We start from the raw sequence: 12,083 nt of genomic DNA, 5'->3' as shown, positions 1-12,083 counted from the left end.
TTCCCTCTATATGCACTTGAAGTAATCGAAGGGTTCCCGGCAGTCCTTGCAGCGATGCAAGGCCTTGCAGGCCGTGGAGCCGAATTCGCTCAGTCGCTCGGTATTGGCGCTGTCGCACTGCGGGCAGCGGATCTCGCCGCCTTCGCCCAGCAGGCTGCGCTTGCTGGCGCTGCCGGCGGGTGGGGCGATGCCGAACAGGCGCAGCGCCTCGCGCCCGCGCGGCGTGATCCAGTCGGTGGTCCAGGCGGGTGTCAGGCGACGCTCCAGGTGCGCGGTGAAGCCCGCCTGATAGAGCGCCTGCTCGATGTCCCGCTCGATCACCTCGGTGGCCGGGCAGCCGGAGTAGGTCGGCGTGACCACGACGTGCAGCGCTCTGCCCTGGACTTCCAGCGCCCGGACGATGCCGAGGTCGACCACGCTGACCACCGGCACCTCCGGATCCATCACCGCTTCCAGAACCTCCCAGGCGCGCTGCAGGTCGTCAGGCTCCAGCGGGTCGCGGCCACGGTCGCTGACGATCAGTTCACCAGGATGCATCGGGGTAGGCTCGCTGGAGGAACTGCATCTCGGCCAGCAGCAGGCCCAGATGCTCGGTGTGCAGGCCGCGGCGACCGGACAGGTAGAAGTGGCTGGCCGGTTCCGGCAGCGGCAGGGTAGCGCTGGCCAGAACGTCGCCGACCTTGGCCTGCCAACCGCTGGCGATATGCTGCGGATCCGGGGCGATGCCGGCGTCGAACAGGCGTTGCTCCACGTCGTCGGCATTCACCAGTTCGACGGTGAAACGCCACACTTCTTGAACGGCGGCGAGCATGCGGCGGTGGCTTTGCTCGGTACCGTCGCCCAGGCGCTCGACCCATTCGGCCGAGCGGCGCAGGTGATAGGTGACTTCCTTCAGGGCCTTGGCGGCGATGCCGGCGACACGTGGATCCTGGGAGCTGCACAGGCCATGCAGTACCTGGAAGTGCCAGGCGTCGTAGAGGAATTGCTTGGTCATGGTGACGGCGTAGTCGCCGTTGGGTTGCTCCACCAGCAGCAGGTTGCGGTAGGCGCGCTCGTCACGACGGTAGGCCAGGTGGTCGGCGTCGCGGCCGTCGTCCAGCAGCTCGGCGGCATAATCCAGCCAGTTGCGGGCCTGGCCCACCAGGTCGAGGCCGACGTTCATCAGCGCCAGTTCTTCTTCCAGCGCCGGTGCGCGGCCGCACCATTCGCACAGGCGCTGGCCCTGGATCAGGGCGCTGTCGCCGAGGCGCAGCAGGTATTCGATCAGATCGTGCTTGGCATTCATGGCGGGTGCCTCACATATGGCCGACTTCAGGCGGCAGCTCATAGAAGCTGGCGTGGCGGTAGACCTTGTCCTGGGCGGGGTCGAACAGCGGCTCCTTCTCGTCCGGCGAGGAGGCGGTGATCAAGGCCGAGGGCACTACCCACAGGCTCACCCCTTCATTGCGGCGGGTGTAGAGCTCGCGGGCGTTCTCGATGGCCATGCGGGCATCGGCGGCGTGCACGCTGCCGACATGCTTGTGGTTGAGGCCGTGCTTGCTGCGCACGAAGACCTCGAAAAGGATCCATTCACTCATGCGGGTATCTCCTCGCGTTGGCCTGCCACGGCAGGCCAGGGGTTGTCGGTTCAGGCGGCGTCGCGTTTGTGTTGTCGTTTGCGGGCATGGGCCACGGCGGCTTCACGCACCCAGGCACCGTCTTCGATGGCCTTGCGGCGGGTGGCGATGCGCTCGTGGTTGCAGGGGCCGTTGCCCTTGAGCACTTCGTAGAATTCGCTCCAGTCGATGGCGCCGAAGTCGTAGTGGCCGCGCTCTTCGTTCCACTTGAGTTCGGGGTCAGGGGCGGTGCAGCCGAGCAGCTCCAGTTGTGGCACGGTCTGGTCGATGAAGCGCTGGCGCAGCTCGTCGTTGCTCTGGCGCTTGATCTTCCAGGCCATGGACTGGGCACTGTTGGGGGAGTCGGCGTCGCTCGGGCCGAACATCATCAGGGCCGGCCACCAGAGACGGTTGATGGCGTCCTGCACCATGTCCTTCTGTGCCTGGGTACCGTGGCGCATCATGTGCAGGAGGATTTCGTAGCCCTGGCGCTGGTGGAAGGATTCTTCCTTGCAGATACGGATCATGGCGCGCGAGTAGGGGCCATAGGAGGTGCGCTGCAGCACCACCTGGTTGACGATGGCGGCACCGTCAACCAGCCAGCCAACGGCGCCCATGTCGGCCCAGTTCAGTGTCGGGTAGTTGAAGATGCTGGAGTACTTGGCCCGGCCGCTGTGCAGCTTGGCCACTTCCTCGTCGCGGCAGGCGCCCAGGGTTTCCATGGCGCTGTACAGGTACAGGCCGTGGCCGGCCTCGTCCTGGATCTTGGCCATCAGTTGCAGTTTGCGCTTGAGCGTCGGGGCGCGGGTGACCCAGTTGCCTTCCGGGAGCATGCCGACGATCTCGGAGTGGGCGTGCTGGGAAATCTGCCGGATCAGCGTCTGCCGATAGGCGTCCGGCATCCAGTTCTTGGCTTCGATCTTGATCTCGGCGTCGATCTTTTCCTGAAAGGCGCGCTCCTCGGGGGACATCTCCTCCAGCGCCTTCACGTGCTTCACGCCTGTCTCAACCAATTGTGCGTACATGCCGTTCTCCAGTCATGCAGGGTTCGTGGGGTGGCTAGGCCATGGCTTCATTTTTAAATGATACGTAAAAAAATATCAAACACTGATATGTGTATCGTATTAGATTTTTGTATCGCTTCTGTCGCTCGTCCTCATGCTTTCTGGTCATGAGCGATGGAAAGGCGATCGCCTCACAATGCCCATGAATGCAGAGTTTCTCTGCTTCGCAGGGGCGTTGCAGTGGTGCTGATAGCGCCCGAGGCCGTGGCGCGGGGTATTCCATAAAGGGATACAAAAAACTTTTAATAGTCTTTTTCTTGGGTTTTATATGGCGAGCGAATGCAGCCCGAGGGGCAGCCGGCTGCCGCTCGGGTCGCTGTCGGTAATGAGGGTCGGCGTGCGGGACGCTGGCGATGCAGCGCTCCGCACGGTGGTGCGCTTACTGGTTGCGCTTGTCGTACACGTGGCAGGCCTTGCCTTCGGAGCGCTTCAGCGAATAGCTGGGGCGCAGGACGATGCGCGAGCTGATGCCGATGTAGGTCTTGATGTGCTTCGACAGCTCGTCGCAGAGCGCTTTCTGCCGGTCTTCGGCAAGGCTTTCGTGCTCGTGCTTGAGTTCGACGTGTACTTCGATGCTGTCCAGGTTGCCATTGCGGAACAGGTGGATCTCGTAGTTCTCGGATAGCTGGCGCACCTTGAGCACCTGCTCCTCGATCTGCGTCGGGAACACGTTGACGCCACGGATGATCAGCATGTCGTCGCTGCGCCCGGTGATCTTGTCCATCCGCCGCATCGGACGTGCAGTGCCGGGCAGCAGGCGGGTGAGGTCGCGGGTGCGGTAACGGATCATCGGCAGCGCCTCCTTGGACAGGGAGGTGAACACCAGCTCGCCGTATTCGCCGTCCGGTAGCACCTGGCCGGTCACCGGGTCGATTATTTCGGGGTAGAAATGGTCTTCCCAGATGGTCGGGCCGTCCTTGCTTTCCGCGCATTCCATGGCGACGCCCGGCCCCATGATCTCCGACAGGCCATAGATGTCCAGGGCGGTGATGCCCAGGCGCTCCTCGATGGCGCGACGCAGCTCGGCCGTCCAGGGTTCGGCACCGAAGATGCCGAGGCGTAGCGCCAGCTTGTGCGGGTCGATGCCCTGGCGCTCGATCTCGTCCGCCAGGTTCAGCATGTAGGACGGCGTGACCATGATGATGTCGGGCTGGAAATCGCGGATCAGTTGCACCTGTTTCTCGGTCTGGCCGCCGGACATGGGGATCACGGTGCAGCCCAGGCGCTCGGCACCGTAGTGCGCGCCCAGGCCGCCGGTGAACAGGCCATAGCCATAGGACACATGCACCTTGTCGCCCTTGCGCCCGCCGGCGGCGCGGATCGAGCGCGCCACCACGTTGGCCCAGGTGTCGATGTCGTTCTGCGTATAGCCCACCACGGTCGGCTTGCCGGTGGTGCCGCTGGAGGCATGGACGCGCACGACCTCGCTCTGCGGCACGGCGAACATGCCGAAGGGGTAGTTGTCGCGCAGGTCGTTCTTGCCGGTGAAGGGGAACCTGGCCAGGTCGTCCAGGGACTTGAGGTCGTCCGGGTGCACGCCGGCTTCATCGAAGCGGCGGCGGTAGAGCGGCACGTTGTCGTAGGCGTGCTTCAGGCTCCAGCGCATGCGCTGCAACTGGTGCTGGCGCAGTTCGTCGACGCTGGCGGTTTCGATCGGGTCAAGCAGGGCACGTTTGGCATCATGGTACATGTTCATGGTTTCACTCGATTTGTTCTTGTGCGCCAGCCCCTCGAGGGGCCGCGAGTGTCATGAGGGAGCATAACGCTCCCCGTTCTTGGGGCAGTTCGTGCTGCGTGTCAGAGGCTTTGCTGTGCCTGCCAAGCCGGCGTTTTCACGACGGACGGCACGCGGCTGGCTGCCTTCTCAGGATCAGATTCGTTCGATGATCAGGGCGATGCCCTGGCCTACGCCGATGCACATGGTGCACAGGGCGTAACGGCCACCGCGTTCTTCCAGTTCATGCAGGGCGGTGGTGACCAGGCGGGCGCCGCTCATGCCCAGCGGATGGCCGAGGGCGATGGCGCCGCCGTTGGGGTTGACCCGGGCGTCGTCGTCGGCCAGGCCCAGTTCGCGCAGTACGGCCAGGCCCTGGGCGGCGAACGCCTCGTTGAGTTCGATCACGTCCATGTCGGTCAGGGCCAGCCCGGTCTGCTCCAGCACCTTGCGGGTGGCCGGTACCGGGCCGATGCCCATGATGCGTGGCTCGACCCCGGCGCTGGCCATGCCGACCACTCGGGCGCGGGCCTTGAGGCCATGGCGCCGGGCGGCGGCAGGGCTGGCCAGGAGCAGGGCGCAGGCGCCGTCATTGACCCCCGAGGCGTTGCCGGCGGTGACCGAGCCACCGGCACGGAACGGCGTACCCAGTTTGGCCAGTTGCTCCAGGGTGGTATCTGCGCGCGGGTGTTCATCCTGGCTCACCACCTTGGGCGGGCCTTTGCGCTGGGGAATTTCTACCGCGACGATCTCCTTCGCCAGACGACCGTTGGCCTGGGCGGCGGCGGCGCGCTGCTGGCTGCGCAGGGCGAAGGCGTCCTGATCGGCGCGGGAAATGGCGAATTGCTCGGCGACGTTCTCGGCGGTCTCGGGCATGGAGTCGATACCGAACTCGGCCTGCATCAGCGGATTGACGAAGCGCCAGCCGATGGTGGTGTCGAAGATCTCTGCCTGGCGGGAGAAGGCGGTTTCCGCCTTGCCCACCACCAGTGGGGCGCGGGACATGGACTCCACGCCGCCGGCGATCATCAGCCCGGCCTCGCCGCAGCGCAGAGCCCGGGCAGCGCTGCCCACGGCGTCTAGGCCGGAGCCGCACAGGCGGTTGAGGGTGGTGCCGGGCACGCTCTGCGGCAGGCCAGCGAGCAGGGCAGCCATGCGTGCGACGTTGCGGTTGTCCTCGCCGGCCTGGTTGGCGCAGCCGTAGATCACGTCGTCCACGGCGCTCCAGTCCAGCTCCGGATGCCGGCTCATCAGGGCGCGGATCGGTACCGCGCCGAGGTCGTCGGCGCGTACGCCGGACAGCGCGCCGGCGTAGCGGCCGATTGGCGTGCGCACGGCATCGATGATCAGGGCGTCGTTCAACTGGGCATCATTCATCAGGGGTCTCCTGCGCGAGCACCGTGCCGCGCACTTTGTAGGATTTGCCGCGGAACAGGGCGATCAGTTGGCCGTCCTGGTTCTCGATACGCACGTCGTAATTGCCGGTGCGCCCGCTACGGCTCTGCTCGCTGGCCTGGGCGGTAAGGGTGTCGCCCAGGCGCGCGGGGGCCACGTAGTCGATGCTGCAGCCGATGGCCACGCTGGCCTCGTTGTAACTGTTGCAGGCGAAGGCGAAGGCCGAGTCGGCCAGGGCAAACAGGTAGCCGCCGTGACAGGTGCCGTGGCCCTGCACCATGTCGGCGCGCACGCTCATGCCGACCTGTGCCTGGCCCGGCGCCACCGAGAGCAGGCGCATGCCCATGGCCTGGCTGGCGGCATCGCGCTCGAACAGCTTGCGGCCACAGTCCACTGCCAATGACAGCGCTTCATAGTTGGTCATGGAAAAGCCTCCCTTGCGCTGCGTGACGACGCAGTAGCAGTGATGGGCGGTAGCGCGTTTCGCCGTAAGCCGCCTGCAGGTTGTCCAGAATGCGCAGCACACTTGGCAGGCCGATGGCGTCGGCCCAGGCCAGCGGGCCCCTGGGGTAATTGACGCCGGCCTGCATGGCCAGGTCGATGTCCGCCGCCGAGCCAACGCCTTGCAGCACGGCATCGGCGCCTTCGTTGGCGAGCATCGCCACCGTGCGCAGCACGACCAGGCCTGGCAGGTCGGCCAGCGGGCTGACCGCAATGCCGGCGCGCTGCAGCAACGCCACAGCCTGGTCGCGGGCGAGGGTGGAGGTGTCGGCAGACCAGGTGATGCCGAGGCGACTGGCCTTGCCGTAGTCCAGCGCCAGATCCAGCAGCACCAGGTTGGCCAGGCCATCCTCGCGGGCGCGCTGGCTGGCCAGACGCCCGTCGGACAGCGCCAGCACCGCGTCGCCGACTCGCAGCAAGCCGGCGCCGTCACGCCGGGTCACCGCCAGGCCGGCGGCCTGCAGGCGTGTCACCAGCGGCTCGGCCGCGCCGAGGTCGCCCTCCACCACGCAGCTATCAACCACCAGTTGGCTGCTCAGCTCGCTGGCTGCCGGGCGCTGGGCGCCTTCGGCGTAGTCGTAGAAGCCACGACCGCTCTTGCGGCCCAAGCGGCCGGCGTCCACCAGTTCCTTCTGGATCAGTGAGGGCTGGAAGCGGAAGTCGCCGTAGTAGGCGTCGAACACCGAGCAGGTGACGGCATAGTTGACGTCATGGCCGATCAGGTCGGTGAGTTCGAAGGCGCCCATGCGAAAGCCGCCCGCATCACGCAGCAGTGCGTCGAGGGTGGCGCAGTCGGCGGCGCCTTCCTGCAGCAGGCGCAGGCTTTCGGCGTAGAAGGGGCGCGCCACGCGGTTGACGATGAAGCCCGGGGTGGAGCGGGTATGTACCGGCTTCTTGTTCCAGGCTTTGGCGGTGGCATGCAGGCTGTCGGCCAGCGCCGGGTCGCTGTCCAGACCCGATACGATCTCCACCAGCGCCATCAGCGGTGCCGGGTTGAAGAAGTGCATGCCGATCACTCGACCCGGGTGCTTGAGGCCGGCTGCCAGGCTGGTGATCGACAGCGACGAGGTGTTGCTGGCGAGGATGCAGGTGGGGGCGCACAGCGCTTCCAGCTTGTGCAGCAGGCTGCGCTTGACCTCCAGATTCTCGACTATGGCTTCGATCACCAGGTGGGCATCGGCCAGCTCCTCCAGGGCGTCTGCCGGATGCAGGCGGGCGACGATGGCACGTTGGGCGTCGGCATCGAGCTTGCCTTTCTCCACCAGGCGAGCGAGCTGTCGGGCGATGCCTTCCACGGCCTGGGCCGCGGCGCCGGGGCGGTTGTCATAGAGGCGCACCGGATGGCCGGCCTGGGCCGCTACCTGGGCGATACCGGCACCCATGGCGCCAGCACCGATGACGGCGACGAGTGAGGTGTTGGGCAGGGCAGGCATGGGCTCAGCGTCCTTTGAAGGCAGGGGTGCGTTTGGCCATGAAGGCGCTGACGCCCTCGCGGTAGTCCTCGCTGCGACCGGCCAGGCGCTGCAGGTCGCGCTCCAGCTCCAGTTGCTCGTCGAAGCTGTTGTTCAGGCTGGCGTTGAGGCTGCGCTTGATCAGCGCCAGGCCGTAGGTGGGCTGAGTGGCCAGATGGCGGGCGAGCTTGAGGGCTTCGTCGCGCAGCTCGGCATCGTCCACCACGCGGTAGATCAACCCCCACTGCTCGGCCTGCTCGGCGCTGAGACGCTCGCCCAGCAAGGCCAGGGCCTTGGCGCGGGCCATGCCGACCAGGCGCGGCAGAGTCCAGGTGCCGCCGGAGTCGGGGATCAGGCCGATCTTGCAGAAGGCCTGGATGAAGCTGGCGGAACGGGCGGCCAGCACCAGGTCGCAGGCCAGGGGGATATTGGCGCCGGCGCCGGCGGCGACGCCATTGACCGCGCAGATCACCGGCATGGGCAGGTCGCGCAGGGCGCGGATCAGCGGGTTGTAGAACTGCTCGATGGAGGCGCCCAGATCCGGTGCTGCGCTGTCCGGCGCAACGTTGCGGTCGGCCAGGTCTTGCCCGGCGCAGAAGCCACGGCCCTCGCCGGTCAGCAGCAGGACGCGAACCTCCGGGTTCTGGCGCACCTGCTTGAGGGCCTCGCGAACCTCGCCGTGCATCTGGGCGTTGAAGCTGTTCAGTTGGTCTGGGCGATTGAGGCTGAGGGTGGCGACACCTGCCTCGATGGCAAAGAGGATGTGGTCGAAAGTCATGTCTCGGGCGCTCCGGTGCGGCGGGAGAGGGTGGCCAGTGGTCACTGGCCGGTGAAGTCGGGGCGGCGCTTTTCCTGGAAGGCACGAATACCTTCGTCGCGGTCGCGGGTGCCGGCCAGCAGGGTGAAGGCGTGGCGCTCGAAGCGCAGGCCGCTGGCCAGGTCGGTGTCCTCGGCCTTGAGCACGGCCTCCTTCGCCAGGCGCACGGCCAGCGGCGCCTTCTGGGCGATGAGGCGGGCGATGGCCATGGCGCGCTCGACGGTGAATTCGGGCTGGGTCACTTCGCTGACCAGGCCGGCGCGCAGGGCGTGGCGGGCGTCGATGGCCTCGCCGCTTAGCACCATCTGCATGGCCAGGGACTTGCCCACGGCGCGCAGCAGACGTTGCGTGCCGCCGGCGCCGGGCATGATGCCGAGGTTGATTTCCGGCTGGCCGAAGCGTGCGTCCTCACCGGCGATGAGGATGTCCGCGTGCATGGCCAGTTCGCAGCCGCCGCCCAGGCAGAAGCCGTTGATGGCGGCGATCAGCGGCTTGCCGAAGCGGGTGATGCGCTGCCAGTGGGCCAGGCGCGGATCCTCGAGGATGCCCACCAGGTCGCGTTCGGCCATCTCCTTGATGTCGGCACCGGCGGCGAACGCCTTGCGGCTGCCGGTGATTACCACCACGCGGGTGTCGGCGTCCTGCTCGGCGTGATCCAGCTCGGCGGCCAACTCTGCGAGCAATTCGGTATTCAGGGCATTGAGCGCCTCGGGGCGCTGCAATGTGATCAGGCGAACGCCCTGCTCTGGCTGCAGGACGGCAAGGGTACGAGGCATAACGAATGTCCTCTGCTGCACGCGCGACTTGGTGCCAGCCGCTCTTATTGGTTAGTGGCTCGGGGCGCTGCCCTTCGCGGTGACGAGCGGGTGTCCCACGGCTCGTTCTGGCTTCGAGTATATGCATGAAGCGATACAAAACAAGATTAAAAAATAATATTTACGTGTCTTTTATGCCTGCTTTTGGCATGAGGCGTCTCTTCATGAATGGGCCGCATCTGGCTCTGGCCTGGCTATTTCAGGGCTTTTGAGCGGCGTATTGAGAGGTTCGCGGGCGTGCTCCGGGCATCTGATACAAAAAACTGATGCTTTTCTGGATTTTCATGATGTGATACAAAAAATGAAATGCTGCTGTGCCATTTGCGCCATTTCAGTACCTGCATCAGTCGAGGAGTTCGCCATGTCCACTCAAACCCAGGTTGCCGCTGCCGAGTTGTTCGAGCGGCACCGCCCGACCCTGGAGCGCGCCAGCGAGGCCATTGGCGAGCGCGGTTATTGGTCGCCGTTCCCGGAGAGCCTCAAGCAATACCCGGAGACGGCAGTGCAGAGCGCGCAGGCGGAGTTCGAGGCACTGCTGGGGCGGCATTTCACCCTGGCGGGGCCGGACGCCATTGCCCGGGTAGGAGGCGAGCGCTCCCCTTACGGCCTGGAACTGGGTGTCAGTTACGACCAGTACGACGCCGACGCACTGATGGCGCGCATGGAGGCCGCCCTGCCCGCCTGGCGCGATGCCGGGCCGCGTGCGCGCCTGGGGGCCTGCCTGGAGATACTGCAGCGTCTCAATGCAGCGAGCCCGACGCTGGCCCATGCGGTGATGCATACCAGTGGGCAGGCCTACATGATGGCGTTCCAGGCCGGAGGGCCGCATGCCCAGGATCGTGCCCTGGAAGCGTTGGCCTATGCCTGGCAGGCCATGTCGGCGGTGCCGGAGAGCGCCAGTTGGATCAAGCCGCTGGGCAAGCAGGCGCCGCTGGCCTTGAACAAGCGCTGGCATATCGTGCCGCGCGGCCTGGCGCTGGTGATCGCCTGCTCCACCTTTCCGACCTGGAACACCTACCCGGGGCTGTTCGCCAGCCTGGTCACCGGCAACCCGGTGATGGTCAAGGCGCACCCACACGCCATCCTGCCGCTGGCGATGACCGTCAGGGTGGCGCAGCAGGTACTGGCGGAGCTGGGTTTCGATCCGGCTCTGGTCAGCCTGGTGGTGGACACTCCCGAGGCACCCGTGAGCCAGCGCCTGGCGCTGGATGCGCGGGTGAAGCTGGTGGATTTCACCGGCTCCAATGCCTTCGGTAACTGGCTGGAGGGCAACGCCCGGCAGGCCCAGGTGTTCACCGAGAAGGCCGGCATCAACAGCGTGATCATCGACAGCGTGCAGGATTTCAAGGCCGTGGCGCGCAACCTGGCGCTCTCCCTGAGCCTCTATTCCGGGCAGATGTGCACTACGCCGCAGGCCATCTACGTGCCGCGCGGCGGTATCGCCACGGCTGACGGCCGTCTGTCCTTCGACGAGGTGGCCCAGGGCCTGGCTGGCGCCATCCGTGACTTTCTCGGCGACAATGAGCGCGCCTGCGCGGTGCTCGGTGCCATCCAGTCGGAGGCCACCGCCGAGCGCATCCAGGCCTGCCGGGCGCTGGGTGAAATTCTGCTGGACAGCGAAGTGCGCGAGCATCCGCAGTTCCCGGGGGCGCGTGTGCATACGCCGCTGTTGTTGCGGGTCGATGCCAGTGCCAGGCAAGCCTATGGCGAAGAGCGCTTCGGCCCCATCGCCTTCGTCATCGCCACCGACGATAGCGCCCACAGCCTGCAGCTCGCCGGCGAGGTGATCGCCGAGAAAGGTGCGCTGACCCTGGGCGTCTACAGCACCGACGACAAGGTGCTGGCACGTGCCGAGGCGTTGTCCCTGGAGGTGGCCGTGGCGCTGTCGATCAACTTCGATGGCGGCGTGCTGGTCAACCAGTCGGCGGCCTTCAGTGATTTTCATGCCAGTGGCGGCAACCCGGCGGCGAACGCGTCGATTACCGACATGGCCTTCGTCGCCCGGCGTTTCGTCGTGGTGCAGAACCGCCGCCATGCCGCAGCCTGGGAGCGTGCCGATGACCTGCTATAGCCTCGACGGCCTGGTGCCGGTGGTGCACCCCACGGCCTACGTTCACCCCAGCGCGGTGCTGATTGGCGATGTGATCATCGGCCCGGGTTGCTATGTCGGGCCGCTGGCCAGCCTGCGTGGCGATTTCGGCCGGATCATTCTCGAAGAAGGCGCCAACATCCAGGACACCTGCGTCATGCATGGTTTCCCCGACAGCGATACGGTGGTCGGGCGCAATGGCCATATCGGCCACGGCGCCGTGCTGCATGGTTGTCGCATCGGCGAGGACGTGCTGGTGGGCATGAATGCGGTGGTGATGGATGGCGCCGAGATCGCCGCGCGCTCCTTCGTCTCTGCCACTGCCTTCGTCAAGGCGGGTTTCACCTGCCCCGAGCAGTCACTGGTGATGGGCGCGCCGGCGCAGGTCAAGCGCAGCCTCAGCGATGAGGAGGTGGCCTGGAAACGCGCGGGCACCCACGAGTACCAGGTGCTGGCTCGGCGTTGCATGGAGAGCCTCGCGGTTTGCGAGCCGCTGCCGGCCATCGAGGCGCAGCGGCCGCGCATCGCTGATCGAGGCTTGCGGCCCAAGGGCAACTCGTCGCCATGATCGCTCATATCTCGAGACGGCACCCGGCGCCGATGGTCATGCCGAAGTACCTGCGGGTATATTCGGCATCTTTT

Annotated in this window: 12 protein-coding genes; 2 read left to right on the top strand and 10 right to left on the bottom strand. The window is 66.2% G+C overall.

The window, feature by feature from the left end; all coding sequences use genetic code 11:
• Positions 1-6: 6 nt before the first annotated feature.
• From paaD to paaF, 10 genes are all read right to left on the bottom strand, one after another.
• Positions 7-537: a 1,2-phenylacetyl-CoA epoxidase subunit PaaD gene (paaD, locus tag ACSVIK_RS05245; protein ID WP_442443305.1), complete on the bottom strand. Its 531-nt coding sequence runs from the start codon at positions 535-537 to the stop codon at positions 7-9.
• Complete coding sequence (paaC, locus tag ACSVIK_RS05240; protein ID WP_442443304.1) at positions 524-1,285, bottom strand: 1,2-phenylacetyl-CoA epoxidase subunit PaaC; 762 nt, start codon at positions 1,283-1,285, stop codon at positions 524-526. The genes paaD and paaC overlap by 14 nt, the downstream gene beginning before the upstream one ends.
• A 10-nt stretch (positions 1,286-1,295) precedes the next feature.
• Positions 1,296-1,577: a 1,2-phenylacetyl-CoA epoxidase subunit PaaB gene (gene paaB, locus ACSVIK_RS05235; protein WP_442443303.1), complete on the bottom strand. Its 282-nt coding sequence runs from the start codon at positions 1,575-1,577 to the stop codon at positions 1,296-1,298.
• A 50-nt stretch (positions 1,578-1,627) separates the two neighbouring features.
• Positions 1,628-2,620, bottom strand: coding sequence for a 1,2-phenylacetyl-CoA epoxidase subunit PaaA (paaA, locus tag ACSVIK_RS05230; RefSeq protein WP_442443302.1), 993 nt, complete (start codon positions 2,618-2,620; stop codon positions 1,628-1,630).
• Between the two features lie 418 nt (positions 2,621-3,038).
• Complete coding sequence (paaK, locus tag ACSVIK_RS05225; RefSeq protein ID WP_442443301.1) at positions 3,039-4,355, bottom strand: phenylacetate--CoA ligase PaaK; 1,317 nt, start codon at positions 4,353-4,355, stop codon at positions 3,039-3,041.
• A 174-nt stretch (positions 4,356-4,529) separates the two neighbouring features.
• A complete protein-coding gene (gene pcaF, locus ACSVIK_RS05220; RefSeq protein ID WP_442443300.1) occupies positions 4,530-5,750 on the bottom strand; it encodes a 3-oxoadipyl-CoA thiolase in 1,221 nt (406 codons plus the stop codon).
• Positions 5,743-6,192, bottom strand: a complete 450-nt coding sequence (paaI, locus tag ACSVIK_RS05215; RefSeq protein ID WP_442443299.1) for a hydroxyphenylacetyl-CoA thioesterase PaaI — start codon at positions 6,190-6,192, stop codon at positions 5,743-5,745. The genes pcaF and paaI overlap by 8 nt, the downstream gene beginning before the upstream one ends.
• Positions 6,179-7,702: a 3-hydroxyacyl-CoA dehydrogenase PaaH gene (gene paaH, locus ACSVIK_RS05210; protein WP_442443298.1), complete on the bottom strand. Its 1,524-nt coding sequence runs from the start codon at positions 7,700-7,702 to the stop codon at positions 6,179-6,181. Before paaH ends, paaI begins: the two co-directional genes overlap by 14 nt.
• Before the next feature lie 4 nt (positions 7,703-7,706).
• Positions 7,707-8,498 carry a 2-(1,2-epoxy-1,2-dihydrophenyl)acetyl-CoA isomerase PaaG gene (paaG, locus tag ACSVIK_RS05205; RefSeq protein WP_442443297.1) on the bottom strand — a complete coding sequence of 264 codons (792 nt, stop codon included), beginning with the start codon at positions 8,496-8,498 and terminating at the stop codon, positions 7,707-7,709.
• A gap of 41 nt (positions 8,499-8,539) precedes the next feature.
• Positions 8,540-9,313 carry a 2,3-dehydroadipyl-CoA hydratase PaaF gene (paaF, locus tag ACSVIK_RS05200; RefSeq protein ID WP_442443296.1) on the bottom strand — a complete coding sequence of 258 codons (774 nt, stop codon included), beginning with the start codon at positions 9,311-9,313 and terminating at the stop codon, positions 8,540-8,542.
• Positions 9,314-9,713: 400 nt separating this feature from the next.
• Here paaF and paaN point away from each other — a divergent pair, with 400 nt between their 5' ends.
• Together paaN and paaY are read left to right on the top strand one after the other, a co-directional pair.
• Positions 9,714-11,423 (top strand): phenylacetic acid degradation protein PaaN, encoded by a 1,710-nt coding sequence (gene paaN, locus ACSVIK_RS05195; RefSeq protein WP_442443295.1) that lies wholly within the window; start codon positions 9,714-9,716, stop codon positions 11,421-11,423.
• The gene (gene paaY, locus ACSVIK_RS05190) at positions 11,410-12,009 is read left to right on the top strand and encodes a phenylacetic acid degradation protein PaaY (protein ID WP_442443294.1); all 600 of its coding nucleotides are present in this window, start codon (positions 11,410-11,412) and stop codon (positions 12,007-12,009) included. Before paaN ends, paaY begins: the two co-directional genes overlap by 14 nt.
• The last annotated feature ends 74 nt before the right edge of the window (positions 12,010-12,083 follow it).

Source organism: Pseudomonas sp. NCHU5216 (genome assembly GCF_052156495.1).
In the GTDB taxonomy this organism is placed as follows: domain Bacteria; phylum Pseudomonadota; class Gammaproteobacteria; order Pseudomonadales; family Pseudomonadaceae; genus Aquipseudomonas.
The sequence above is the reverse complement of the archived record's forward strand: the minus strand, read 5'-3'. Positions and strand labels throughout refer to the sequence as shown.